Below are 24,151 nucleotides of genomic sequence, written 5' to 3' on the forward strand. Positions count from 1 at the left end.
CGACAAACCGGCTGAACAAAGACCGGAAAACGATCGGCGACGGCTTTCGCGTGAGTTCGGCGCGCGGCTGCGGAGGAGGAACAATGACCGGAGCACAGGAATTTGAACGCGTCCTCGACGAAAGCGACAAGAGCGTCGCCTCGTTCGAGCACGAGAGTGTCTCGCTGATAAAGCGCGCGCAGCATTTTCTGCACTCGACACCGGCCGCCGTGCCGCTGATCGTGCTGATATTGTCGATCGTGATCTTCGGATTGGCGATCGGCGGACGGTTCTTCTCGTCCTATACGCTGACGCTCATCCTGCAGCAGATCGCCATCGTCGGTATTCTGGGAGCTGGCCAGACGCTGGTCATCCTGACCGCCGGCATCGATCTGTCGATCGGCGTCATCATGGTCATCTCGGCCGTCATCATGGGCAATGTGGCCATCACCTATGGCATCCCGACACCGATCGCTGTTATCGCCGGCCTCATCGTCGGTGGCCTCTGCGGATTGCTGAACGGGTTCCTCGTCGCCTTCATGAAGCTGCCGCCGTTCATCGTGACACTCGGCACGTGGAATATCGTCATGGCGACGAATTTTATCTATTCCGCCAATGAGACGATCCGCGATACCGATGTCGACGAACAGGCGCCGCTGCTCCATCTCTTCGCCACAAGCTTCAAGCTTGGCAGCGCAGTGCTGACCCTCGGCGTGATCGCCATGGTGCTGCTCGTCGTGCTGCTCTGGTATGTCCTCAATCACACCGCCTGGGGCCGGCATGTCTATGCCGTCGGCGATGATCCGGAAGCTGCCAAGCTCTCCGGCATCCAGACCAAGAAGGTGCTGCTGACCGTTTACACTATATCCGGCGTCATCGCTGCCTTCGCCGCCTGGGTCTCGATCGGCCGCAACGGCTCGATTTCTCCGTCTTCGGCCGTCACGGACTATAACCTCCAGGCAATCACCGCGACTGTTATCGGCGGCATCTCGTTGTTCGGCGGCCGTGGCTCCATTCTCGGCACGCTCTTCGGCACCATGATCGTCGGCGTCGTGTCGATGGGGCTCAACATGCTCGGCGCCGACCCACAATGGAAAGTCCTGCTGACAGGCGTGCTGATCATTGCCGCTGTCGCTATCGATCAGTGGATCAGAAAGGTTTCGGTGTGATCATGGCTGGCGAACCCATTCTCACCGCCCGCGGCCTCGTCAAGCGTTATGGACGTGTGACAGCGCTCGATAACGCCGATTTCGACCTCTATCCGGGCGAAATCCTTGCCGTCATCGGCGACAACGGCGCCGGCAAATCCTCGCTCATCAAGGCGATATCGGGCGCAATCACGCCCGATGACGGGGTGATCACCCTGGAAGGCCGGCAGGTACAGTTCAGATCGCCGATGGAAGCGCGCGACGCGGGCATCGAAACCGTCTATCAGAACCTCGCCCTTTCGCCGGCACTGTCGATCGCCGACAATATGTTCCTCGGCCGCGAGATTCGCAAACCGGGTCCGCTCGGCTCCTGGTTCCGCATGCTCGACCGTCCGACGATGGAAAAGCAGGCACGCAGCAAGCTTTCCGAACTCGGCCTGATGACCATCCAGAATATCAACCAGGCAGTGGAAACGCTCTCCGGCGGCCAGCGTCAGGGCGTGGCCGTTGCCCGTGCCGCTGCCTTCGGCTCAAAGGTCATCATCATGGACGAGCCGACTGCCGCTCTCGGCGTCAAGGAAAGCCGCCGAGTGCTGGAACTCATCCTCGACGTGCGCGCCCGCGGCATTCCGATCGTGCTCATCTCACATAACATGCCGCATGTCTTCGAGGTGGCGGATCGCATCCATATCCATCGCCTTGGGCGCCGCTTGACGGTCATCAACCCCAAGGAATACACGATGTCCGATGCCGTCGCCTTCATGACCGGCGCCAAGGCGGTCCCTGCGGAGCCCGTCGCTGCATGAATGCAAGAATAGACGAAATTGTCGGCGAGGTTCTAAACCGCGCCGGCAACACGAGGCGCTTCCTCATCGCGATCGCCGGGCCGCCCGGCGCCGGCAAATCCACCATGGCCGACAATGTCGCCAGCGCCCTGAAGGCCAAGGGCGAGAGTGTCTCGGTGCTTCCCATGGATGGCTTCCATATGGACAACGCCATTCTCATCGAGCGTGGTCTGCTGGCCCGCAAGGGCATTCCGGAGACCTTCGATGTACGCGGCTTCCTCGATATCGTCAAAGCCGTGCGTCCCGCCGATCAGGAGGTCCTCGTTCCCGTCTTCGACCGTTCGCGCGAACTTGCCATCGCCTCTGCCCGGCCGATCGATCCTCAGGACCGCTTCATCATAATCGAGGGCAACTATCTGCTCTTCACGCTGGGCAAATGGGCCGAACTCGACGGTATCTTCGATTACACGATCATGCTCGCCCCGCCGATGGAGGTGCTGGAAGAGCGCCTCTGGGATCGCTGGCGCGGCTACAAGCTGACTGAGGAAGAAGCGAGCGCCAAAGTCTATGGCAACGACCTGCCGAACGGTCGCCTCATCCTCGAAAATCGCCGGCCTGCAGACATCACATTGGAAATCGCGCTGGCCTGAACAGTTGTTTCCGTACCGGTGTTGATGCTATCGAGGCGAAACCCGCATCGCTTCGGAGGCTCCCATGCAATCGATCACAATCCGCCGTCCTGACGACTGGCATCTGCATCTGCGCGACGGCGCCATGCTGGAAGGTGTGATCGGGGATACGAGCAGCACCTTTGCGCGCGCCATCATCATGCCGAACCTAGTGCCACCCGTCGTCACGACGTCAGATGCGACCGCCTATCGCGAGCGCATCATGAAGGCGCTTCCGGCTGGCCATCGCTTCCAGCCGCTGATGACGCTCTATCTCACCGAGAATACGAGCCCCGATGACGTGGAAGAGGGAAAGAAGAGCGGCCTCATCACCGCCGTGAAACTCTATCCCGCCGGCGCCACGACGAATTCACACGGTGGTGTGCGCGACATGGAAAAGGCCATGCCGGTGCTGGAGCGCATGGCCAGGATCGGCCTGCCGCTCTGCGTTCATGGCGAGGTGACTACACCTGATGTCGATATCTTCGATCGTGAGGCCGTCTTCATCGAGACGGTGCTCGACCCGCTGCGCAAGCGCCTGCCGGAGCTGAAAGTGACGATGGAACATGTCACGACGGCCGATGGCATCGACTACATCAAGTCGGCCAAGGCCAATCTCGCTGGCTCCATCACCACCCATCACCTGATCATCAACCGTAACGCCATCCTCGTCGGCGGCATTCGCCCGCATTATTACTGCCTGCCGGTCGCAAAACGCGAGAACCACAGGCTGGCGCTGCGGGCCGCGGCGACGAGCGGCGATGCTAGGTTCTTCCTCGGCACGGATTCAGCGCCCCATGTCGACCCGCTCAAGGAATGCGCCTGCGGCTGCGCGGGGATCTATACCTCGATCAATACGATGAGCTGCCTTGCCCATGTGTTCGAGCAGGATAGTGCGCTCGACAGGTTGGAGGCCTTTGCCTCCCTGAATGGCCCGGCCTGGTATGGGCTGGCGCCCAACGAGGAACGTATCACGCTGGAGCGGCAGGCCGAACCCGTGGTCTTCCCCGCCAGGATTGAGACCGGCGCCGGTCTGGTTACCGTCTTCGATCCGATGTTTGCACTGCATTGGCAGATCAAAGCCTGAGAAAAGACGTTGCGGGCTTAAATATTATTCTTCTTATAGTTGCTGCCGAATGTTGAATTTGTAACGCCCGGCTGCGAAATCCATGTTTTTTTAACGGAATGCGTAAGACATTCGTCAGCAATGACGAGATAGATTTCAGAACGTTATCGGCGCGGCAAGAGCCGCGGAGATTTAAAGCATGATGCTTGACTATAATTCATTGCTGCTGGCGCTTGGCGTGTCAGCAACCTGCCTTGCCGTGACGCTCACGGGAAGTTGGCTCGCGCGCCGGGCCGAAACCTTTCTTCTCACCGGCGCATTCGGCCTCGTTCTCGTCGTCGCCGGCATTTTTGCCTATGCCTTCTATGTGGAGCAGCCCGGGCGCCTGCTTGGTGCAGGTAATTTCGTGCTGTTTCATGCCGGTTTTGCCACTATCTGGGGCGCTGGCTATCAGTTCCGTACCGGCAGGCTCCCGATATCAGGCATCGTCGTCCGTGCACTTGTCGCCATGGCCACATCCATTCCGCCGATGATCGCCGGGCTGGATGGTCTGGCTTTCATGGCCGATAATCTCGCTATCGCCTTTCTGCTCTTCGCGACCGCCTGGCAATATTGGCTCGACCGCGCCGAAGCACCTGCGCCGATATCGGGCATTACCGCTCTCTATACATTGACGGCGATTTCCTTCGTACTCTGCGCTGCCGTGTTGATCTGGGACGGCAAACTGGTGCTTGGCGCCGCACCCAGCAATTGGGCGGAAGATCTGAGCCTTGCCATATGCATTGCCGGCATGACCGGTATCGGTGCCCTGTCGCTGGCGCTGCATCAATGGCGGCTTGCCGCCCGTCACCGCATGGATGCGATCACCGATCCGCTGACCGGCTTGCTGAACCGCCGCGCTCTGTTCGACCAATATGGCGTCCGCGCCATGGGCGCTTCGACTGCTGTCATCGTCTTCGACATCGATCATTTCAAATCGGTCAACGACCGCTATGGCCATGCGGCCGGTGATCACGTCCTGAAGGTCTTTGCCGGCGAACTCTCGGCCAATTGCCGTAGCGGCGATACGGCCGCCCGCCTCGGCGGCGAGGAATTCGCGCTGGTGCTGAAGGAAATCATGCCCGGCCGCGCCGAGCTTGCCGCTGAGCGCATCCGCAAGGCTTTCGAGGAGCGCGATATCTATATCGACGATGAGGTGCTGAAATGCACCGTCAGTGTCGGTGTTGCACCTGGTCGCTCCAAGCCGCTGGATTTCGATGCCATGCTGGGGGAGGCGGACAAGGCGCTCTATGTCGCAAAACGCGCCGGCCGCAATCGTGTCGAACTCGCCAGCCACCTGCATTCGGTACCGTCAGGGGATGCGCGATCGGCCTCTTGATCCTTCTCCCGACCTTTCGTAAGCTCACAGCCGGCCGGATGCAGCCAGCCGCCCCGCGATGCGCAAGCATTATGGTGAAGGCATCCAAATCCAGTTTCACATCCTTGCTCTTGGCAATCGATGGCGAACGGGTCAGCAGACGCGGGCACTGATCTTCCTGTTTGCCGCCAACGGAGAAGGATGAACCATGCGCGATTTTCGCGATGCCAAGCTTATGGCAAAAAACCTGCGTCAGGCGCTTGCCGACCGCGATATTTCCCTCACTCATAGCGAAACCCTGGAGATTGTCGCCAGACAATTCGGCTTCGACCAGTGGAATATTCTCTCCGCAAAACTGGATGACACCAAAGGCGTAAAATCGGCTGTGGGCATCGAGCCACCGGTGCCGATCTTCCGCATCTTCTCGGTCGAAAAAGCCATGGAATTTTATTGCGGCTTCCTGGGCTTCACGCTCGACTGGGAGCACCGTTTCGGCGAGAACTCCCCGCTTTATTGCCAGGTCTCGCGTGAAAGCATGCAATTACATCTGAGCGAGCATTCCGGCGATGCCAGCCCCGGCGCCCGAGCCTTCGTGCGGGTGAAGGATATCAGCGCCTACCAGGCCGAACTCGCCGCCAAGAACTACCGCTATATGAACCCGGGCATCGAGGAAGCGCCCTGGGGCCTCGAAATGGGCGTCATCGATCCCTTCAACAACCGCATCACCTTCTGCCAACAGAACTGAGCAATTACAGCAAAACTGTGCAGCGGTTCTGCGTCGGGAATTGCGTGAAAACAAAGGAAGGGCGGAGGGCATTGCCTCCGCCCTTTTCAGATCAGCATCAGCGCACGGACGAACGCGACCGAGGCCAGCAGCGAGGCGCTGGTGCGCACATGGTTCCACCAGGTCCAGTCCCTGAGATAGGTCATCCAGAGCTGCACCGCTTCTGGCCCGTTGCCGCTGACTTTCGCCAGCGCGTCGTTCATCGGCACGTTGAAGACGATGGTCGAGAGGAAGGACGCGATGACATAGAGTGCCGCGCCGGTCAGCATCATAGAAGAGGCGCCGCCGCGCCAGTTTATGAAGGCGAGCACTGCGATCACTACGCAGAGGATCGCCGTCGGCACGAAAAGTAGCATGAAGGGCGAGCGCACGATGGTCACATTGATGGAATTCATCGCAGCAATGCCCTGCTCGGCCGGGATGCGCGAAAAGGCGGTCATGATGAAGGTGGAGAAGGCAAAGAAGATGCCGGCGACAAGGCCGCTGCCGATCGCTGCCGCAATGAGGGAAATGACGAGAACGATCTGCATGGTCAGGCGCTCCACAATCCGGTTGCCGCGGTCTCCCGCGCATATTGGCTGAAATCCCTTGCCGGGCGGCCGAGTATCTCTGTCACACCACCCATCACTTCAGAATTGCGCCCATCGAGCACCTGTCCGAAGAGTTCTTCCAGAAGTGCCACGATCGGCTCGGGCATTCCTGCAGCGGCAAGCCCGTCCTTGAAATCCGCCATCGATACCTGCCCATATTCTATCGGACGGTCCGCGGCTGCGGCAATCTCGGCAACGGCTTCGCGGAAGGTCAGGGCGCGAGGGCCGGTCAGCTCATAGATCTTGTTGCGATGCCTGATATCGGTGAGTGCCGCCACTGCCGCATCGGCACTGTCATCGGCATCGATGAAGGGTTCCCTGATATCGCCAGCCGGCAGCTCCAGCCTGCCGGCAATGAGCGGCTCCACGAAAGCGCCCTCGCTGAAATTCTGGCAGAACCAGGAGGCGCGCAGGATCGTGTAGCCGATCCCAATTGCCTTGAGCGCTTCCTCGCTCCGCTGTGCCCCTTCTTCGCCGCGGCCGGAAAGCAGCACGACATGCTGCAACCCACACTCCCTTGCGAGCTTTGAAAGCGCTTCGATGGCCTCTGCCGCCCAGGAGATGGAAAGGTCCGGCTGGAAGGCGACATAGGCGCTCGTCGCACCCGTGAGCGCACCGCGCCAGGTCGCGTGATCCTCCCAGTCGAAGGCCGGTATCGTGGAGCGGGACGCCTTGCGCACGTTAAGTCCCAGTTCTTCCAGCCTGTCGGCAATGCGGCCACCGGTTTTTCCCGATCCGCCGATCAGAACGATTTCGGAATTCTGCATATCGAAACTCCTCCGCGGTTTAAAATAAGAGAAACTCTCTCATTTGCAAAATGAGATAAACTCTCTTATTTTCTTTGTCAACAGTTGAAGGAAGCGGAAGATGGTAGAAGAAGTGATCGCACGGCGTAGGCGCCAGCAGGAGTCGACCGGTCAGCCACGCCGCATCCCGAGCCAGCAGCGCGGCCGCGAGCGCTTCGAAAAAATCCTGACCGTTGCCTCCGACCTCATCGAAAAGAATGGCAGTGATGCCCTGAAGATGAGCGAGATTGTTGAAAAGGCTGAGCTTTCCTTCGGCGCCCTCTATCAGTATTTCCCGGACAAAACCTCGATCATCCGCACGCTCGCTGAGCGCTTCAACGAGCAGGGCCGGCAATGTGTAGCCGACGAACTGGCCAACGTGACGGATGCCGACAATCTGCGAACGGCTCTCTGCGTCATCGCCGATGAATATTATGCCTTCTTTCGCCGCGAGCCTGTCATGCACGATATCTGGCACGCGACCCACACGGACAAGCTGCTTCAGGAAGTCGATGCCGAAGACATGGAATTTCACGCGCAGGCCCTGCTTTCAGTGCTAAAACAGCTATGGCCGGAGCGGACCGAGACGGAGCTTCTGGCCATCGCCCGGCTGACGATGCAACTTCTCGCGGCTGCCGTCCGCTATGCTGTTTCACTGGATGAGGAAGAGGGCGTGCAGGCGATCGCGCTCTTCAAGAAGATGCAGATTGCGGATATCGACCGTCTGCTCGGCTGACGGGCTGCCTTCCATCTGGAAACCGGCCGCTCTTGCTGCTATTGCCGCTGGAACGTCAGCCGAAGGAGTAAGCCGCATGATCCAGACCACATTCCCTGATCGCGCCGTTATGGCAGAGCTGCTGGCCAAGATGCTCTGGGAGATCAAGGCGGTTCATTTCAACGCCGAGACGCCCTATAAGTATGCCTCGGGCATCATGAGCCCCGTCTATATCGATTGCCGCAAGCTCCTGTCCTTCCCGCGCATCCGCTCGACGGTGATGGATTTTGCCGCCAGCAGCCTGCTGCGCGATGCCGGTTTCGAGCAGTTCGATTGCATCGCCGGCGGTGAGACCGCGGGCATTCCCTTTGCCGCACTGCTTGCCGATCGTCTCGGCCTGCCGATGATCTATGTCCGCAAAAAGCCGAAGGGCCATGGCCGCAATGCGCAGATCGAAGGCGAGATGAAGGACGGCGCCCGCGTTCTCGTCATCGAGGATCTGACGACGGCCGGCGGCAGCATGTTCACCTTCATCGATGCCATCCGTGCCGCCGGCGGCATCGTCGATCACGGCATCGCGCTCTTCTTCTACGGCATCTTTCCCGAGGCACAGCAGCGCTTTGCCAATGGCAAGGTCCAGCTCCATTATATCGCCACCTGGCGCGAGGTTCTCGCGATCGCCAGGCAGCAGAAGCTCTTCGACGATATGACGCTGCACGAAGTCGAGGCCTTCCTCGATGCGCCGCTCGCCTGGTCGGCAAGGAATGGCGGCGTAAGTGAGCTTTCGCTCTAGCCTTTTGACAAAAGCTCGCTTAATCGATTGAGAAACGCGCAAGTCCTGTTGGGAGGAATTCGATGATTTTGTGCTGCGGCGAAGCCCTGATCGACATGCTGCCGAGGGATACGACTCTCGGCGAAAAGGGCTTTGCGCCCTATGCCGGCGGCGCAATCTTCAATACGGCGATTGCGCTTGGTCGCCTGGGTATCCCCACGGCCTTCTTCACCGGCATTGCCGATGACATGATGGGCGAAATCCTGCTTGATACGCTGAAGGCGAGCAATGTCGATTACAGCCCTTGCGCCATCACGCCGCGCCCCTCGACGATCGCCTTCGTCAAGCTGGTCAATGGTCAGGCGACCTATGCCTTCTACGATGAAGGCACGGCCGGCCGGATGATCACCACGGATGATCTGCCGACCCTTGGCGATGATTGCGAAGCCCTGCATTTCGGTGCGATCAGCCTGATCCCGAGCCCCTGCGGCGAAACCTACGAGGCCCTGCTCGACCGCGAGGCCGCCACGCGCGTCATCTCGCTCGACCCGAACATCCGCCCCGGCTTCATCAAGGACAAGGCCGCGCACATGGCCCGCATCAAGCGCATGGCCGCCAAGTCCGATATCGTGAAATTCTCCGATGAGGATCTCGAATGGTTCGGCCTGGAAGGTGACCACGATGCGCTCGCCGCCCATTGGCTGAACCATGGCGCCAAGCTCGTCGTCATCACCAAGGGTGCGGAAGGCGCTACCGGATACACCAGCGCGCGCAAGGTCACGGTCCCGAGCGAACGCGTCAAGGTCGTCGACACGGTCGGCGCAGGTGACACGTTCGATGCCGGCGTTCTCGCCTCGTTGAAGATGGATAACCTGCTGACCAAGGCGCAGGTCGCCAATCTTGATGAGCAGGCCCTGCGAAACGCCCTGGCGCTTGGCGCCAAGGCTGCCGCGGTCACCGTCTCCCGCGCAGGTGCTAATCCGCCCTGGGCGAAAGAGATCGGCCTCTGAAGCTTAGGCGATCCGATCGAGAAAGGCACGGACCTCCCGATTGAAGAGGTCCGGCTGCTGCAGCGGCGCAAAATGGCTGACGCCGGGCAGCAGCACGAATTCCGCATCCGGGATCGTCCTTGCCAGATAATCGGCATGGTCAGGCTTGATGAATTCGTCGTGTTCGCCGAGCACGATGGAAACCGGAACCTTGATGCCTGCCAGTTGTTCGGCGGTATAATTCGGCTCCGTCGACATCATCTTCGACACGTCGGCGACAAAGGCCTCGAACTGGTCCGGCGTTTCCGACAGCGCCTGATAGTCCTTCCTGTGGCGGCTGAAGCAGCGCTCGATGACGGGCGTTGCCTTGAATTCCTTGGTACCGCTGGGGTCCATGTTGCAGGCGAAGAAGAATACGCCGCAGACGCGGTCCGGCTGCTGATCAGCGAGGATCAGCGCCGTGCAGGCGCCGTCGCTCCAGCCGACGAGGGCTGCTTCCTGAAGTCCGATGTGATCCATGACGGCTAGCACGTCCGAAGCCATCAGATGATAGGTATAGGGCCGATCGTCACGCGTGCTGCGGCCATGCCCACGACTGTCGATCACCACGACCCGATGGCCGGCTTCGATGAATGCAGGAACCTGATAACCCCAATTGCCGCTATTGCCGAGGCCGCCATGCAGCAGGATGACAGCGGGGCCTGCGCCGTAGCTCGCGTACCAGATGCGCGCGCCTTCGTGGTCGACGAGGCCTTGCTCATGCGAGGGCGGCAGTGGCGGTGCGCCCTCTGCCTCGAATTTCACCAGCTCGTCATCAGTCGCGGTCATCAGCTCCTCCTCCGTCAATTTCTCTATAGACGACGAGATGCCCTACAATTCGACAGGGTCAAACAAAAAACCCACCTGTGTCGCCAATGGGCTTTGTCCCCACCTGCGCGGGTTCAATGAAAACGGATCAATCGACAAATCTCGCACGCGTGATGTAAATGCTGTCCAGCCACAGTGCTCCAAGTGTTCCGCTGAGAAAGGTCGTTACCTCAGCACTTTTCCGTCGATTGAAGAAGGGTAACGGATTTGAGGAGTAGCCTCTCGCTAAAACAAAAGGACATTTGCGACCGCTTTGGATCCCCTATGTTTGTTCCTTCTGCCAGCGAAACTGTAGGGATATCGCTAAATGTAAAGTCCGGAATTATGCCGCTGAATGGCCTTCGGCATCATCCGGTTGGAGGAACATCGGGTTGGTATATTTGGGCTGGTGAATACAGCGCGGCGGATGACTTTTTCAAACCCCTGCATGCCAATCATCTGAGCGGTTGGTTGCCCGCCGTTGAACCGTATCTTGCTTTGGCGCCGGGTTGGCGATTCTTGATTGCAGATGATTATCAGGATGTTTGGTTCGATAAAAATCTGCTTGTCGAGAACTGAACCCGGCGACCGTTTGCGGATCGCCGAATTACTTGGCGAGCTTTGCCAGCGCGGCAACGAGACCCTGCGTCGAGGAGTCGTGACCTGCAGCGCTTTCCTTGCCTTCGACGACGGGCAGCAGGCCGGTCGCTAGCTCCTTGCCGAGCTCCACACCCCACTGGTCGAAGGAGTTGATGCGGAAGAGCACGCCTTCGACGAAGACGCGATGCTCATAGAGTGCGATCAGGCGGCCGAGTGCATAGGGCGTCAGCTTGTCGTAGACGAAGGTGATCGACGGGCGATTGCCGTTAAAGACGCGGTGCGGGGCGATGAAATCGGCCTGCTTGTCTTCCATGCCCTTGTCGGTCAGCTGCTTCTTGGCTTCCGCGAAGGTGCGGCCCTTCATCAGCGCTTCCGACTGGGCGAGAACGTTCGACATCAGGAGCTGATGCTGATGGCGCAGCTCCGGCTCGAAGCCGTTGGCGGCGATCATGAATTCGGCCGGGATGATGCTCGTGCCCTGATGGATGAGCTGGTAGAAGGCGTGCTGGCCGTTGGTGCCAGGCTCGCCCCAGACAACCGGGCCGGAATTGCCTTCGACAGGCGTGCCGTCGATGGTCACACCCTTGCCGTTCGATTCCATGTCGAGCTGCTGCAGATAGGCCGGGAAGCGAGACAGGCGCTGGTCATAAGGGAGCACGGCGCGTGTCGGGTAACCCAGTACATTGCGATGGTAGAAGCCGATGAGGCCGAGCAGGACAGGCAGGTTCTCGGTAATCGGTGCCTTACGGAAGTGGTTGTCGACGGCATGCGCGCCATCGAGGAACTTGCCGAAATTCTCCGGACCGATCGCGATCATCAGCGGCAAGCCGATCGCCGACCAGATCGAGTAACGACCGCCGACCCAATCCCAGAAGCCGAAGACACGCTCGCTCTCGATACCGAATGCGGAGACCTTGTCGAGGGCGGTGGAGACGGCGGCGAAATGGTGCTGAACGGCCGCTTCGCCAAGCGCGCTGGCGATGAACTTGCGCGCCGTCTGCGCATTGGTCATCGTCTCGACCGTTGTGAAGGTCTTGGAAGCGACGATGAACAGCGTCGTTTCCGGCTCCACAAGTTTCAGGATGTCGGCGATATGGGCGCCGTCGATATTGGAGACGAAATGCGCGCGCGGGCCGTCATGGAAGGGGGCGAGCGCCAACGTCGCCATGACCGGGCCGAGATCCGAGCCGCCGATGCCGATATTGATGACATCGGTGATCTTCTTGCCGGTCGCGCCCTTCAGCGCGCCCGAGCGGACACCATCGGCAAACTTGCCCATGGCTGTCAGCACGGCGTTGACGTCAGGCATGACATCCTTGCCATCGACCAGGACAGGGGTGTTGGAGCGGTTGCGGAGCGCGGTATGCAGCACGGCGCGGTTTTCGGTGAAGTTGATCGCCTTGCCGGAGAACATCTCCTCACGCTTCTTCTCGACGCCGCCTTCTTCGGCGAGCTTCACCAGAAGCTTCAGGATCTCGTCATTCACGGCCGTCTTGGAAAAATCCATCAGCAGGTCGTCAAGCGATACGGAAAAGCGCGAGAAGCGCTTCGGATCATTAGCGAATGCGGCGCGCAGATCAGTGGCCTTGGTGGCAGCCGAGGTGCTCTTCAGTTGTTCGACGATGGCATTCATGGGAGACTCCTTTGGAGGCGGAGAGGGTTGCGGAAACTATTCTCTTTCCCGCAGTCAAATCAAGTTCAGCCATCTGACGAAATATGAAAAAAGCCACCCGCGACAAGCGGATGGCCCTCAATTTCATGAGACCGTCAAATTCAGCCGCGCAGGTCCTTGCGCAGGATCTTGCCGACGGGGCTCTTCGGCAGCTCGATGCGGAATTCGATGAAGCGCGGCCGCTTGTAGTTGGTGAGATTGGCCGCGCAATGGGCCTTCACATCGGCTTCGGTGAGAGCAGGATCCTTGCGCACGATGAAGAGCTTGACGGCCTCGCCGGAATGCCCGTCCGGCACGCCGATCGCAGCCGCCTCCAGAATGCCGGCATGCATGGCGGCCACTTCCTCGATCTCGTTCGGATAGACGTTGAAGCCGGAGACGAGGATCATGTCCTTCTTGCGGTCGACGATCTTGGTATAGCCGCGCTCGTCCATGAAGCCCATGTCGCCGGTCCGGAAATAACCATCCGGCGTCATCACCCGCGCCGTCTCCTCCGGCTTGTTCCAATATCCGGCCATGACCTGCGGGCCGCGAATGCAGATCTCGCCGATCTCGCCAAGCGGCAGCGAATTGCCTTCCTCGTCGCGGATATCGAGTTCCGTCGAGGGGATGGGAAGGCCGATCGAGCCGGTGAATTCGGGTGAATCGAAGCGATTGGCGGTCGCAACAGGCGAGGTCTCGGAGAGGCCGTAACCCTCGGTCACGTGCGAGCCCGTCACCTTCAGCCAGCGTTCGGCCACCGGCCGCTGCACGGCCATGCCGCCGCCGAGCGACATGACGAGAGAGGAGAAATCGAGCTTGGCGAAGTCGGCGTTGTTGAGCAGCGCGTTGAAGAGCGTATTGAGGCCGGGGAAGATATGGATATCAGACTTCTGGAATTCCTTAACAAGCCCTGGAATGTCGCGAGGATTGGCAATCAGCACATTGTGGGCGCCGAGCGACATGCCCATCAGCGAATTCACCGTCAGTGCGAAGATGTGATAGAGCGGCAGCGCACAGAGGAAGTTCAGGACCTCAGGCTGCTTCTTTTTGTCGAAGGCGGATTTCAGCCAGAGCTGCAGCTGCATCTTGTTGGCAAGCAGGTTCTGATGCGTCAGCATCGCACCCTTGGCAATACCTGTCGTCCCACCCGTATATTGCAGGAAGGCAATGTCGCTGCCGGTGAGCGCGATGGGCGCAAGCGTCCTGTTCGCTCCCGCCGATAGCACCTGCCTGAAACTTTTGTGTTGCGGAATGGACCAGGACGGAACGAGCTTCTTCACCCGGCGGACGACGAAATTGACGATATGCCCCTTTGGGCCGAGCATTTCGCCGAGAGAGCTGACGACGACATGGCGCAGGTCCGTCTTGTTGATGACCTGTTCGACAGTGCGCGCGAAGTTTTCCAGAACGAAGATCGCCTTGGCGCCGGAATCGTTAAGCTGGTGCTCAAGCTCGCGCGGCGTATAGAGCGGGTTGACGTTTACGACGACAAGTCCGGCGCGCAGGATGCCGTAGACCGCGACGGGGTTTTGCAGAACGTTCGGCATCATCACGGCCACGCGGTCGCCCTTCTGCAGGCCGACGCTCTGCAGCCAGGCGGCCACTTTGCGGGTCTGTGCCTCGAGCGTGCGATAGGTCATCGTTCTGCCCATGCTCGAAAAGGCCCTGCGATCGGCAAAGCGGGCACAGCTCTTTTCCAGGAGGTCGGGAAGCGAGGCGAATTCCAACGGGGGAATCTCAGCCGGAACGATATCAGGATAGGTGGCAAGCCATGGTTTTTCCGGTTTCGCACCACCAGGGTGGACGGAAATACTGCTCATTGTGTCTCTCTCCCATTCGGCCGCCGAAACCGGATGACACCGGTCGATCGGAAGATCCTCCGTCTTCCGTCAAGGCAGCTTATGCCATTGCTTGAGCGGTTCAAGCGGATTGAGGCTACAATAACCTTGACGTAAACGTCAATATCGCGGTGGTCGCATATGAACAGCATGTGAAGGGGAACTTTGAAGCATAGGGCACGTTTTCTCGATGTGGATGAACCACGAGGAACGACAAAGGAGGTGCACAATGCTGAATCAGGATACTGACGCCACCCGACGCGACCCGAATGTGAAGGATACGCCGACGCTGATCGCTAGCGACCGCGTTGAAGGCACCCGCGTCTATGGCGCCGATGGCAAACACATCGGTTCCATCGAACGCCTCATCCTCGGGAAGCAGGACGGCCGCGTTGCTTACGCTGTTCTGAGTTTCGGCGGCTTCCTCGGCATCGGCAGTGATCACTATCCGCTGCCGTGGGAAAAGCTGACCTACGATACCCAGCTGGACGGTTACCGCATCGATCTCACCAAGGAGCAGATCGAAGGCGCGCCGAGCTACGCGGATGACGATGACACCTGGTACAACGATAATGGCCGCCGCGTGTATGATTATTATGGCGTGCCGCCCTACTGGATGTAACGTCGTCCGCGAGGACGAGCCGGTAGAGGCCCCGCGAGAGCGGGGCCTTTCAGTTTTTATTGACGAGATCATTGGCAGTGCGAAGCACTGTGCCAACCACGATATCTTCGGCCGACAGGGACTTGTCGGTCGTCACACGGAAGACATGGCTTTCACCCGGCAGCAACGTCACCAGCATGGAATCCACGACCGCCGCAGGATCGAGCCGATCCGCCATCAGGCAAAGATCCTTCAGGAAGCTCTTTGCACTCACCGTGACATCCCAGCCATCGTCCGATCTTGCCAGCGATATGTTGACGTCTGGCACCGGAAGCTTCAGCTCGATATCCTCGACGAAATAGTGGAAGGCGCGCTTGTCCAGCATCTGCACGACGATGACTTCTTCATCCGCCGCGCGTGAAGTCGCGATATCCTGCGGCAACGGAAATTCCTTCGCTTCGAACCGGTCGCAGAGCAGCCGCCAGAATTCAAATTCCGCCAGCACCGTACCATCAAGCCGCATGCGTTTGCCGCTGATCTTCGAGCGCCAGAACAGTGTCTGCTCATTAACCGCGACCGCGGAAAGGCCCTCGCCACGCGGCTGGATCGTCAGCAGGCGGGGATGGAACGCCTGTTGCATCGCATACCAGAGCGGCTTGCGCCGGCCGGCAGAATCGAGCGCTGCCCAGGAGGTGACCGGCCAGCAATCATTGAACTGCCAGACGACCGCGCCCTTGCAGATGTCGCGATGCGAGCGCATGTGCTCGACTGCGAAGCGGATGGCGCGTGCCTGATTGAGTTGGGTCGCAAAATGCCAGTCATCCATCGTCTGCGGCACGGGCAGGTGTCCGGCAAGGCCCTTGATGAGCTTGTCATTGCCCTGCGTCGCCTTCTGATGATGGAAGACGCCACGCGATTCCGGCGTCAGCGGTTCGTCATGCACGCTCTCCTGCAGCGTCGCCCATGCCGGCGGCGCCTGCCAGCCGAATTCGGAGCAGAAGCGCGGAATGTAGTTACGATAGACTTCGTAACCGACGTCGTTCCACACGTCCCATATATGCTTGCAGCCGTGCCGGTCGTCATTCGGCTCGATCTCCGTGGAGCCCGAATAGGGACTGCCGGGATAATAGGGCCGGTCGGGATCGAGTTCGGCACAGAGCTTTGGCAGGACATCGAGATAGTAGCCGAGCCCCCAGCTGACACCGTCCTTGATGATCGGCCGCCAGCCCCACTCGTCAAAACCCCAGATATTCTCGTTATTGCCGTTCCAGATAATGAGGGAGGCATGCGGCATCAGCCGCACCACATTGTCCCGCACCTCGGCGATGATTTCGCTCCGCAGCGGCTCTTCCTCCGGATAGGAGGCGCAGGCAAAAAGGAAATCCTGCCACACAAGCATGCCGGCCCGGTCGCAGGCCTCGTAGAATTCGTCCCGCTCGAAGACGCCGCCGCCCCACACACGCAGCAGATTGATATTAGCAGCCTTCGCCTCATCGATCCGCGCCGCATAGCGTTCCGCCGTCACGCGCGAAGGGAAACAATCGTCCGGTATCCAGTTGGCGCCGCAGGCAAAGATCGGCACGTCGTTGATGACGAAGGTAAAGGCGGAGCCATGTGCGTCCGGCGCGGTGTCGAGCCGCAGCGAACGGAAGCCGATCCGCTTCGAATAAAGGTCGAGTAAGTTGCCGCTGGCATCCTCCAGCCGGATTTCCAGCGGGTAGAGTGGCTGCGCGCCGAGATGATGTGGCCACCAGAGCTGCGGTGAGGGCACGCAAACCTCGAAGGACACTTCGTCCGTATCGGCGTCGATCGCAACGGTCTGCGTGACGCCACCGATTTCTGCAACAAGCGTCGTCGGCACTGCCTCGCCTTGCCTTGCCAGCCGCGCATGCACCTTGACGAGCCCATCGCCACCGGCAAGGGCGGCGGAAACCCTGATATCGGCAAGCCGCGCCCGATCCCAGCTCTCCAGCCGCACCGGCTTCCAGAGTCCGGCTGTCACAAGCGTCGGCCCCCAGTCCCAGCCGAAATTGCAGGCCATCTTGCGCATCAGGTTGCCCGGTCCCGGATAGTTGTTCGGGCGATAGCCGTAATGCTTCTCCATCTCCGCGCCATAGGCATAGGCGGAATGGAAGGTGATGCTGAGCTCGTTTGTATCTTCCCGCAGCAGCGACGAAACGTCGAAGCGATAGGTGCGGTGCATGTTGAAGGTGCGGCCGATCTCCTCGCCGTTCAGGCGGATCGTCGCAATCGTATCGACGCCGTCGAAGACGAGTTCCTGCACTTGGCCCGCATCAGGCTCGGCTTCGAAGTCCAGCCGGTAGATCCATTCCGTCTTGCCGATCCAGTCATTGGTGATCTCGTTGATGTCGAGATAGGGATCGGGGATCAGCCGGTTTGCGAGCAGGTCGAGATGCACGCATCCGGGAACCGTTGCTGGAACCGAAGCGGGCAGACTGGTTCTTCCTGTATCGTTACAGAAAAGCGTCCAGCCGTTATGAAGGTCTCTCCTCCCAATCATTTCAGCCTCTTATGTTTATTGAAAACGGCCGTAGCGCTGCAGCACTTCGATCTTGTAGCCGTCAGGATCGGTGATGAAGAAGAACAGACCGAACAGCTTGCCGTCGCGGTTGAGTTCCACGAGCTTGCCGGGGTTGAGGCCGAGATCCGTCAGCCGCTTGTGTTCGATCTGCACTTCCTGAACGGAAACAGCCAGATGCCCATAGGCATCGCCGAGATTATAGGGCTCGATACGGCCCTTGTTGACCGTCAGCTCCAGCTCGAAACCGGTCTCTTCATTGCTCATGTAGATCAGCGTGAAGGTCTCGAAATCGACACGGTCGACAACCGCGAGCCCGAAGACCTTGCTGTAGAAATCGACCGAACGCGCCTCGTCCAGAACGCGGATCATGGAATGGATCATCTTGGCCAAGGCGGTCTCCCAATCGCTGATATCTCCGGCAGCCTTGGTAGCCGTCCTCTCAAGCCGGACGCAAGCCCATTCTGCGCGTGATGACGTCTTCGAGCATGCCAACGACATCATAGATCAGAACCGCCATCAGGCCGACGATCAGGCCGCCCTGCAGGATGAAGGCGGTATTGTCGGAGATCAGGCCGGCAATGATGACCTCGCCGAGACCCTTTGCCGCAACCGTCGAGCCGATCGTCGCCGTGCCGATATTGATGACGGTTGCGACCTTCAGCCCTTCGAGGATCAGCGGCAATGCCAGCGGCAGCTCAACCTTGAAGAGACGCTGCGTCCCGTTCATGCCCATGCCGTCGGCGGCATCCAGTACCTGCGGCGACACCTGCTTGAGACCGGCGACCGTATTTTCGAAGATCGGCAGCAGTCCGTAGAGAAAGAGCGCAATCAGCGTCGGCGCAGCGCCGAAGCCGGTGGCGGGAACGGCAAGCGCCAGCACCGCCACGGGCGGAAAGGTCTGGCCGGCGTTGGCAATGGCGCGCGACAGTGGCAGGAAATCTGCTCCGCTCGGGCGGGTGACGAAAATGCCCCCAAGCACGGCAAGCACCGCGCTGCCGACAATCGAGATGAAGACCAGTTCCAGGTGCCCGAGTGCCAGCGAAGCGAGGCTGTTCTGCATGTAGACCGGCGGTGCATTGTTGTTGGTCAGCGGCACCAGCATGAAGGAGAGCCACTCTGTCCTGAAGATCAGGATCAGCAGCATCACCAGCGCCAGCGCGCGAAAAAGGTTGGCGACGAGAAACTTCATACCTTGCGGCCCAGTTCGAGCAGCCGACCCATCGAGATCGAACCGACGGGCGCCTTGTTCGCATCCTGCACGGCGGCCTCGTCGACACCCTGCCAGATCATTTCGGCGAGAGCATCGCGAAGGCTCAGAGATTGCGCCAGCGAATAGGGCAGACCCGGCTTGGCGGGCTCCATACTGTCCTTCAGTGGCGAGAGCGACATCAGCTTCAGCGCCCGGTCGGAGGTGCCGGTCAATTGCTGCACGAAGGGATCGGCCGGTTCCGTCAGGATCTTCTCTGGCGTCGAGCATTGCAGGAGCCTGCCGCCGCTCATGACGGCGATCTGGTTGCCGAGATGGAAGGCTTCGTCCATGTCATGCGTGACGAGGACGACCGTCGTGCCGAACTGTTTCTGGATCGCCAGCAGATCGTCCTGCGCCTTGCCGCGGATAACGGGGTCGAGCGCGCCGAAGGGCTCGTCCATCAATAGCAGTTCAGGCTCGGCTGCCAGCGCCCGGGCGACGCCGACGCGCTGCTGCTGGCCACCGGATAGCTGGTGCGGATATTTCTCGGCAAAGATCGCCGGGTCGAGATTGAAGAGGCCGAGCAGTTCCGCCACACGGCTGCCGATGCGGGCCGTATCCCAGCCGAGAAGCTCCGGCACGGTTGCAATGTTCTGCGCCACCGTCCGGTGCGGAAACAGGCCGTGTCCCTGGATGGCATAGCCGATCTTGCGGCGAAGCTCGGTCGCCGGCACGTCCATGATATCATGGTCGCCGACGAAGATCTGACCCTCGGTGATCGGCACCAGCCGGTTGATCATTCGCATCAGCGTCGACTTGCCGGAGCCCGACGTGCCGACGATCACGGTGATCGAGCCCTTCTCGACACTCATGGAGACATTGTCGACGACCGTTGCCGAGCCGTAGCGCTTGGTGACGTTCCTGATCTCGATCTTGCTCATGCGGCTGGCCCCTGAATGCTTTCGATGACCGCATCGAGGATGACGGCCGAGGAGAAGGCGAAGAAAACGGTCGGCACGGCGCCGAGCAGGACGAGGTCCATGGCCGTCTGGCCAAGCCCCTGGAAGATGAAGATGCCGAAGCCGCCGCCGCCGATCAGCGCGGCGATCGTTACCATGCCGATCGCCTGCACCAGCACGATGCGGATGCCGGTGAGGATGACGGGAAAGGCGAGCGGCAGGTCTATGCCGGTGAGAATCTGCCGGCGTGTCAGTCCCATGCCGGCGGCAGCATCACGCACCGACGGATCGACACCTTCGAGGCCGACGACCGTGTTGGCAACGATCGGCAGCAGCGAATAGAGCACGAGCGCAATCAGCGCCGGCGCGGTGCCGATGCCGCGAATGCCGATATCGGCCGCAAGTGGCACGTTTGCAGCGAGATAGCCGAGCGGCAGCATCAGGAGGCCGAAGAGTGCCAGGCTCGGAATGGTCTGGATGAGGCTCAGTGTCCGCAGCACGATGGCGCGCAGCTTCGGCACCCAGAAGCAGAGGATGCCGAGCGGCAGCCCGAGAACGATGGCAATGGCGAGCGAGCCGAATGCCAGCATCAGGTGGGAGACCGCCTCGCTCCAGAACTGGTTTGCCCGGGTCGAAAACTCCCTCAGGATCGAAAGGCTGTCGAGCAGGCCGGACGAGAGAAATATCGCGAGCAAGGCTGTGTAAGCGGCCAGTGCTGCAACACGCATCCACGGTGTCAGCTTTATCTTCACCAGCGCGTCGGAGATGATGAGGCCGATGACGCCGAGGAGCACCCAGAAGCTGCCGCCGGGCGTCATGCGCGCCACGGTGCTGCCTTGTGGCGTTGCAGCCGTCGCCACAAGGCCGATTGCAACAATCAGTGCGGCAAGGCAGAGCGTGCCAAGCGCCAGGCGAATGAAAGCGTTGCGCAGGAAAAGCGTCGCCAAGGCAGTGGCAACAAGGAGGACCATCAGGATGACGACGGAAGGCTGGGGAAGAAGCTGCGTCAGCAGCATCGGCTTGCCGGCGGCGATACGGTTCGCCTTCACATAGATGAAAGGCAGAAGGGCCGTTGCTGCAATGCCGCCTGCCACGAGTACCACGCCGAGCCGGTCCAGCTTGCGGACCGCTAAGGTTTCTTCCATCGATCCTACCCTGTCCGGAAAGTGCCCCGCCCGGATACCGGACGGGGCACTACAGCGCCGCGCGTCTTTTCAGACGCGCAAAGGACGCTGTAGCACTTTAAACTGCTGCCTATTTTTATCCTTAAATCGGCTCCGATTTAAGGAATTGGGCAGCAGGCGATTACTTCAGGAAACCTTTTTCCTTCAGATAGGCTTCGGCAACGGACTTCGCCGGCTCGCCATCGACCTGGATCTTGGCGTTGAGCTTGCGCAGTTCGTCTGCCGTCAGGCTCTGGAAGATCGGAGTAAGGATTTCCTGGATCTTCGGGTTTGCCTGCAGCACGGCCTCGCGGATGATCGGGGTCGGTGCATAGACCTGCTGCACGCTCTTGTCGTCTTCGAGAACGACGAGTTCGGCAGCCTGAATTGCACCGTCAGTACCATAGACCATGGCGGTATTGACGCCGTTGGTCTGGTCGGCCGCAGCCTTGATCGTTGCAGCCGTGTCACCGCCCGAAAGCACGACTTCCTGATCCGGCTTCAGTGTGAAGCCATAGGTGGTCTGGAAGGCAGGCAGGGCGCCGGCGGAGTTCACGAATTCGGCAGAAGCCGCAAGCTTGGCAGCACCGCCACCGGAGACCCACTTGCCGAAGTCGGACAAGGTCTTGAGGTTATTCGGGCCGGCAACGTCACTGCGGACGGCAAGCGCCCAGGTATTGTTGGCGGGCGAGGGCGTCAGCCAGACGATCTTGTTGGCGTCATAGTCCAGCTTCTTCGCCAGCTGGTAACCCTGGTCGAGGTTTTTCCAGGCGGCATCATCGGCCTTGTTGAAGAAGAAACCGGCATTGCCGGTATATTCCGGATAGATGTCGATTTCACCCGCGGTGATCGCCTTGCGCACGACCGGGGTTGCGCCAAGTGCGATGCGGTCCTGCGTCTTGATGCCGTTGGCTTCCAGCGCGAGTGCGATGACGTTGCCGAGCAGCGTGCCTTCCGTGTCGATCTTCGATGAAACGACGACGTCTGCGGCGTGGGCCGCGCCGGCCGCAAAGGCGGCAAGCGAAACGGCAAGTGCGAATTTCTTCAGCATGATTATCCCCTTGGTTGAACACCGTTAACGTCGCGAAAGCCCCGGACGCGAAGCCTGCGCGCATAAAACCAGCCGGCATGGTCAGCCATCAGGCCATCATGCCGGAAATACGTGCGTCATGGAAATAGTGTGCATGCCCGAAAAATCGATGCCCGAAAATCGAAGCAGCCCCCTCCAGTATTCGCTCTCGCGACGCGATTATGGCGGCGAATGCAGGTCCGTGCGCGGAATTGCATTCCCTTTTCCAAGGCCGGCGCGATTTGTTTTTGTCCCCTTGCGTGTTTCCACGATGTTCCGGTGCTTTCAGTCGGTTCTTTCGCCGCCCGGATTTCTTATTAAGTGAACGATAGCCTGCACCTCTATGGGCAGGGATATCTTTTTTCACGAACACGTCATATCCTCCGCCTTTTCAGTAGTTTCCGGAGAAAGCCTTGCATCTCGGCGCCCTCTTCATCGCAAGCCATGTCCTGTCTTCCGGCTCCATGCGCGAAACTGCGCGTCGCTTCAACATCTCCGCCTCGACCGCGTCGGCAGCGATCGATAACCTGGAGACGGAGCTCGCCCTGAAGCTCGCCGAACGTTCCTCGGGCGAACTGGTCATTCTGCTTGCCGGAGGCAGAGTTCTGGAGGGATTGGCGCCGATCCTTGCCGCAACAGGGCAGCTCGGCGACAAGCTTGGTCATCGTGAACCGGAAGCTTACGGACAATGGGCCGCCCGCATCCCGTCAAGCTCGTCACCATGGAGCGTTACCTGGAGGTTGCCGATCAGGGCAGCATCAACAGAGCCGCCCGTCGTCTGCGCCTTGGTCAGCCGCAGCTTTCATTGCAGATTGCCAATCTTGAGAAATTCTTTGGAGGCAGACTCTTCGAGCGTCAGGCCCAGGGCTCGGCGCTGACGGAGGAGGGCCGCTTCGCCTATACCGTCTTTTCGACCATCAGCCTCGCCTGGAACGAACTGAAATCCGCTGCGGACGAACGCTATCAGCGCACCGCTCGCTCACTGCGCATCGGTGCCATTATCCCCACTGGTTCGGAAAGCTGGGTTGCGCGCTGCCTGGGTAGCCTCGTTGCCGAGTGGAATGCCGGCCGCAACAAGAATGCTTTATCGCTGGTCTCGATGACTGCCGACGATCTGCGCGAGGCGCTGAAATCCGGGCGAATCGATGTTGCGATCCTCGATTCCGTCTTCGGCCTGGAAAGCTTCCGTCATCGCGAATTGCTGCGCACCGATATGGTGGCGATCGCCCCACTCGACAGCGTGGAAGCAACCGCCACGGAACTTGTGGCCAGCCATCCGATCTGCACGCCGAGTCCGCGCACTGGCATCGGCCATGCCGCCATGACCTTCGGCTATGACCGCACCCTGCATCGCCGCCTCCGCGATCGAGACATCACTGCGGCAGATTCGCTGCCCGTCATCGTCGATCTCGTCGCCAATCACGGCTATGTCTCCTTCCTCGGCCGTGTCAGCGCCATGCCGATTGCCGACCGGGTGCGCATCGTCGAGCTCGCCGAGCCGATGCCCATGTCCTATCACGTGGCCTTCAATCATCGGAAAGCCGCGGCCGACGCTTGCGACATGTTGATCACGACGGCGGCAAAAATTGTCCCGGCGCCTGTCGCGCAAAACAAAGCCTTCGCTTAAACAGGCTGCGGCGGGCCACGCCCGATGAAGATGAGCACTACGTCTACGCTATAGCCCTCTAACGCCGCCGATTGTGTGACTTCAGGACAGGAAAGTGCTCGGCACGTTGATTGCTCAGCCCTTACCTGCCGTTTACGCAGAAGGGCAAAAATGGCAACAACACGAACCAGCTTGATGGAGATCAGGACGCAGATGAAGTGCTGGTAGTCGATCGCGGAGCTGGGCATCCATCAGGCGCCCCCGAGGCCGACGCCGACCATCTCGATCGGCTGGACGACCTTGTCGAACAGTGCTTCGTCCACCTTGCCCGAGGCGAGAGCCGCCTGTTTGAGCGTGAGGTCATCGGTTCGGTAGCCGGCGTAGAGATGTCCGCCATGACAGAACTCCTGACTGTTGGCGAGGGGTCGCTCACTGCGTTCAAGCAT

General features: G+C 60.1%; 23 protein-coding genes and 1 pseudogene. 12 read left to right on the top strand and 12 right to left on the bottom strand.

All coding sequences use genetic code 11. The annotated features are described in order from the left end of the window. Nucleotides 1-83 precede the first annotated feature (83 nt). The 6 genes from AB8B33_RS00500 to AB8B33_RS00525 all read left to right on the top strand — a co-directional run bounded on the left by AB8B33_RS00500 (nucleotide 84) and on the right by AB8B33_RS00525 (nucleotide 5,748). Nucleotides 84-1,148, top strand: coding sequence for an ABC transporter permease (locus AB8B33_RS00500; RefSeq protein WP_113322875.1), 1,065 nt, complete (start codon nucleotides 84-86; stop codon nucleotides 1,146-1,148). Between the two features lie 2 nt (nucleotides 1,149-1,150). Continuing rightward, nucleotides 1,151-1,933 (top strand): ATP-binding cassette domain-containing protein, encoded by a 783-nt coding sequence (locus tag AB8B33_RS00505; RefSeq protein ID WP_113322876.1) that lies wholly within the window; start codon nucleotides 1,151-1,153, stop codon nucleotides 1,931-1,933. After that, nucleotides 1,930-2,562, top strand: a complete 633-nt coding sequence (locus AB8B33_RS00510; protein WP_113322877.1) for a nucleoside triphosphate hydrolase — start codon at nucleotides 1,930-1,932, stop codon at nucleotides 2,560-2,562. The genes AB8B33_RS00505 and AB8B33_RS00510 overlap by 4 nt, the downstream gene beginning before the upstream one ends. A gap of 64 nt (nucleotides 2,563-2,626) precedes the next feature. Continuing rightward, entirely contained in the window at nucleotides 2,627-3,667 is a 1,041-nt protein-coding gene (gene pyrC / locus AB8B33_RS00515; protein WP_439013981.1) for a dihydroorotase, read from the top strand. Between the two features lie 178 nt (nucleotides 3,668-3,845). Next, nucleotides 3,846-5,024: a GGDEF domain-containing protein gene (locus AB8B33_RS00520; protein ID WP_439013982.1), complete on the top strand. Its 1,179-nt coding sequence runs from the start codon at nucleotides 3,846-3,848 to the stop codon at nucleotides 5,022-5,024. 187 nt (nucleotides 5,025-5,211) lie between these two features. Then, nucleotides 5,212-5,748 (top strand): glyoxalase superfamily protein, encoded by a 537-nt coding sequence (locus tag AB8B33_RS00525; protein WP_439013983.1) that lies wholly within the window; start codon nucleotides 5,212-5,214, stop codon nucleotides 5,746-5,748. An 86-nt stretch (nucleotides 5,749-5,834) separates the two neighbouring features. Here the strand turns inward: AB8B33_RS00525 and AB8B33_RS00530 are convergent, their stop codons facing one another. Together AB8B33_RS00530 and AB8B33_RS00535 are read right to left on the bottom strand one after the other, a co-directional pair. Further along, nucleotides 5,835-6,317, bottom strand: coding sequence for an anthrone oxygenase family protein (locus AB8B33_RS00530; protein ID WP_439013984.1), 483 nt, complete (start codon nucleotides 6,315-6,317; stop codon nucleotides 5,835-5,837). A gap of 2 nt (nucleotides 6,318-6,319) precedes the next feature. Next, nucleotides 6,320-7,144, bottom strand: a complete 825-nt coding sequence (locus AB8B33_RS00535; protein ID WP_439013985.1) for an SDR family oxidoreductase — start codon at nucleotides 7,142-7,144, stop codon at nucleotides 6,320-6,322. Between the two features lie 100 nt (nucleotides 7,145-7,244). Between AB8B33_RS00535 and AB8B33_RS00540 the strand changes: the two genes are divergently transcribed. From AB8B33_RS00540 to AB8B33_RS00550, 3 genes are all read left to right on the top strand, one after another. Further along, the gene (locus tag AB8B33_RS00540; RefSeq protein ID WP_439013986.1) at nucleotides 7,245-7,898 is read left to right on the top strand and encodes a TetR family transcriptional regulator; all 654 of its coding nucleotides are present in this window, start codon (nucleotides 7,245-7,247) and stop codon (nucleotides 7,896-7,898) included. 76 nt (nucleotides 7,899-7,974) lie between these two features. Then, nucleotides 7,975-8,670: an orotate phosphoribosyltransferase gene (locus AB8B33_RS00545; RefSeq protein WP_439013987.1), complete on the top strand. Its 696-nt coding sequence runs from the start codon at nucleotides 7,975-7,977 to the stop codon at nucleotides 8,668-8,670. Between the two features lie 62 nt (nucleotides 8,671-8,732). After that, nucleotides 8,733-9,659: a carbohydrate kinase family protein gene (locus tag AB8B33_RS00550; RefSeq protein WP_439013988.1), complete on the top strand. Its 927-nt coding sequence runs from the start codon at nucleotides 8,733-8,735 to the stop codon at nucleotides 9,657-9,659. Between the two features lie 3 nt (nucleotides 9,660-9,662). On the opposite strand, the gene AB8B33_RS00555 is transcribed toward AB8B33_RS00550, so the two are convergent. After that, nucleotides 9,663-10,466: an alpha/beta fold hydrolase gene (locus AB8B33_RS00555; RefSeq protein ID WP_439013989.1), complete on the bottom strand. Its 804-nt coding sequence runs from the start codon at nucleotides 10,464-10,466 to the stop codon at nucleotides 9,663-9,665. 246 nt (nucleotides 10,467-10,712) lie between these two features. Here AB8B33_RS00555 and AB8B33_RS00560 point away from each other — a divergent pair, with 246 nt between their 5' ends. Next, a complete protein-coding gene (locus AB8B33_RS00560) occupies nucleotides 10,713-11,063 on the top strand; it encodes an immunity protein Imm33 domain-containing protein (RefSeq protein WP_439013990.1) in 351 nt (116 codons plus the stop codon). 28 nt (nucleotides 11,064-11,091) lie between these two features. Here AB8B33_RS00560 and pgi read toward each other — a convergent pair whose 3' ends face one another. Then, a complete protein-coding gene (gene pgi, locus AB8B33_RS00565) occupies nucleotides 11,092-12,717 on the bottom strand; it encodes a glucose-6-phosphate isomerase (protein ID WP_439013991.1) in 1,626 nt (541 codons plus the stop codon). A gap of 140 nt (nucleotides 12,718-12,857) precedes the next feature. Then, on the bottom strand, nucleotides 12,858-14,558 hold the full coding sequence (locus tag AB8B33_RS00570; RefSeq protein ID WP_439013992.1) for a long-chain fatty acid--CoA ligase: 1,701 nt from the start codon (nucleotides 14,556-14,558) through the stop codon (nucleotides 12,858-12,860). 247 nt (nucleotides 14,559-14,805) lie between these two features. Here AB8B33_RS00570 and AB8B33_RS00575 point away from each other — a divergent pair, with 247 nt between their 5' ends. After that, the gene (locus AB8B33_RS00575; RefSeq protein ID WP_007821379.1) at nucleotides 14,806-15,198 is read left to right on the top strand and encodes a PRC-barrel domain-containing protein; all 393 of its coding nucleotides are present in this window, start codon (nucleotides 14,806-14,808) and stop codon (nucleotides 15,196-15,198) included. A gap of 49 nt (nucleotides 15,199-15,247) precedes the next feature. On the opposite strand, the gene AB8B33_RS00580 is transcribed toward AB8B33_RS00575, so the two are convergent. From AB8B33_RS00580 to osmF, 6 genes are all read right to left on the bottom strand, one after another. Continuing rightward, nucleotides 15,248-17,698, bottom strand: a complete 2,451-nt coding sequence (locus AB8B33_RS00580; RefSeq protein ID WP_439013993.1) for a glycoside hydrolase family 2 protein — start codon at nucleotides 17,696-17,698, stop codon at nucleotides 15,248-15,250. 15 nt (nucleotides 17,699-17,713) lie between these two features. Beyond that, nucleotides 17,714-18,109, bottom strand: coding sequence for a VOC family protein (locus AB8B33_RS00585; protein WP_439013994.1), 396 nt, complete (start codon nucleotides 18,107-18,109; stop codon nucleotides 17,714-17,716). A gap of 49 nt (nucleotides 18,110-18,158) precedes the next feature. Beyond that, complete coding sequence (locus AB8B33_RS00590; protein WP_439013995.1) at nucleotides 18,159-18,908, bottom strand: ABC transporter permease; 750 nt, start codon at nucleotides 18,906-18,908, stop codon at nucleotides 18,159-18,161. Further along, nucleotides 18,905-19,849 (bottom strand): ABC transporter ATP-binding protein, encoded by a 945-nt coding sequence (locus tag AB8B33_RS00595; protein ID WP_439013996.1) that lies wholly within the window; start codon nucleotides 19,847-19,849, stop codon nucleotides 18,905-18,907. Before AB8B33_RS00595 ends, AB8B33_RS00590 begins: the two co-directional genes overlap by 4 nt. After that, on the bottom strand, nucleotides 19,846-21,012 hold the full coding sequence (locus AB8B33_RS00600; RefSeq protein ID WP_439013997.1) for an ABC transporter permease: 1,167 nt from the start codon (nucleotides 21,010-21,012) through the stop codon (nucleotides 19,846-19,848). Before AB8B33_RS00600 ends, AB8B33_RS00595 begins: the two co-directional genes overlap by 4 nt. Nucleotides 21,013-21,172: 160 nt before the next feature. After that, nucleotides 21,173-22,081 (bottom strand): glycine betaine ABC transporter substrate-binding protein OsmF, encoded by a 909-nt coding sequence (gene osmF / locus AB8B33_RS00605; protein WP_439013998.1) that lies wholly within the window; start codon nucleotides 22,079-22,081, stop codon nucleotides 21,173-21,175. 431 nt (nucleotides 22,082-22,512) lie between these two features. Between osmF and AB8B33_RS00610 the strand changes: the two are divergent. Further along, nucleotides 22,513-23,726, top strand: a pseudogene (locus AB8B33_RS00610) (LysR family transcriptional regulator). 230 nt (nucleotides 23,727-23,956) lie between these two features. Here AB8B33_RS00610 and AB8B33_RS00615 read toward each other — a convergent pair. Continuing rightward, a complete protein-coding gene (locus AB8B33_RS00615) occupies nucleotides 23,957-24,151 on the bottom strand; it encodes a hypothetical protein (RefSeq protein ID WP_439013999.1) in 195 nt (64 codons plus the stop codon).

The organism is Rhizobium sp. 768_B6_N1_8 (genome assembly GCF_051811225.1).
Lineage (GTDB): Bacteria > Pseudomonadota > Alphaproteobacteria > Rhizobiales > Rhizobiaceae > Rhizobium.

Excerpts from the sequence above, each read along its gene's own strand:
- AB8B33_RS00510 (WP_113322877.1), top strand. The coding sequence starts at position 1,930 with ATGAATGCAAGAATAGACGAAATTGTCGGCGAGGTTCTAAACCGCGCC.
- pyrC (WP_439013981.1), top strand. The coding sequence starts at position 2,627 with ATGCAATCGATCACAATCCGCCGTCCTGACGACTGGCATCTGCATCTG.
- AB8B33_RS00590 (WP_439013995.1), bottom strand. The coding sequence starts at position 18,908 with ATGAAGTTTCTCGTCGCCAACCTTTTTCGCGCGCTGGCGCTGGTGATG.
- AB8B33_RS00570 (WP_439013992.1), bottom strand. The coding sequence starts at position 14,558 with ATGAGCAGTATTTCCGTCCACCCTGGTGGTGCGAAACCGGAAAAACCA.
- AB8B33_RS00550 (WP_439013988.1), top strand. The coding sequence starts at position 8,733 with ATGATTTTGTGCTGCGGCGAAGCCCTGATCGACATGCTGCCGAGGGAT.
- AB8B33_RS00535 (WP_439013985.1), bottom strand. The coding sequence starts at position 7,144 with ATGCAGAATTCCGAAATCGTTCTGATCGGCGGATCGGGAAAAACCGGT.
- AB8B33_RS00555 (WP_439013989.1), bottom strand. The coding sequence starts at position 10,466 with ATGACCGCGACTGATGACGAGCTGGTGAAATTCGAGGCAGAGGGCGCA.
- AB8B33_RS00600 (WP_439013997.1), bottom strand. The coding sequence starts at position 21,012 with ATGGAAGAAACCTTAGCGGTCCGCAAGCTGGACCGGCTCGGCGTGGTA.
- AB8B33_RS00595 (WP_439013996.1), bottom strand. The coding sequence starts at position 19,849 with ATGAGCAAGATCGAGATCAGGAACGTCACCAAGCGCTACGGCTCGGCA.
- osmF (WP_439013998.1), bottom strand. The coding sequence starts at position 22,081 with ATGCTGAAGAAATTCGCACTTGCCGTTTCGCTTGCCGCCTTTGCGGCC.
- AB8B33_RS00615 (WP_439013999.1), bottom strand. The coding sequence starts at position 24,151 with ATGCTTGAACGCAGTGAGCGACCCCTCGCCAACAGTCAGGAGTTCTGT.
- pgi (WP_439013991.1), bottom strand. The coding sequence starts at position 12,717 with ATGAATGCCATCGTCGAACAACTGAAGAGCACCTCGGCTGCCACCAAG.
- AB8B33_RS00520 (WP_439013982.1), top strand. The coding sequence starts at position 3,846 with ATGATGCTTGACTATAATTCATTGCTGCTGGCGCTTGGCGTGTCAGCA.
- AB8B33_RS00540 (WP_439013986.1), top strand. The coding sequence starts at position 7,245 with ATGGTAGAAGAAGTGATCGCACGGCGTAGGCGCCAGCAGGAGTCGACC.
- AB8B33_RS00530 (WP_439013984.1), bottom strand. The coding sequence starts at position 6,317 with ATGCAGATCGTTCTCGTCATTTCCCTCATTGCGGCAGCGATCGGCAGC.
- AB8B33_RS00575 (WP_007821379.1), top strand. The coding sequence starts at position 14,806 with ATGCTGAATCAGGATACTGACGCCACCCGACGCGACCCGAATGTGAAG.
- AB8B33_RS00525 (WP_439013983.1), top strand. The coding sequence starts at position 5,212 with ATGCGCGATTTTCGCGATGCCAAGCTTATGGCAAAAAACCTGCGTCAG.
- AB8B33_RS00500 (WP_113322875.1), top strand. The coding sequence starts at position 84 with ATGACCGGAGCACAGGAATTTGAACGCGTCCTCGACGAAAGCGACAAG.
- AB8B33_RS00580 (WP_439013993.1), bottom strand. The coding sequence starts at position 17,698 with ATGATTGGGAGGAGAGACCTTCATAACGGCTGGACGCTTTTCTGTAAC.
- AB8B33_RS00505 (WP_113322876.1), top strand. The coding sequence starts at position 1,151 with ATGGCTGGCGAACCCATTCTCACCGCCCGCGGCCTCGTCAAGCGTTAT.
- AB8B33_RS00545 (WP_439013987.1), top strand. The coding sequence starts at position 7,975 with ATGATCCAGACCACATTCCCTGATCGCGCCGTTATGGCAGAGCTGCTG.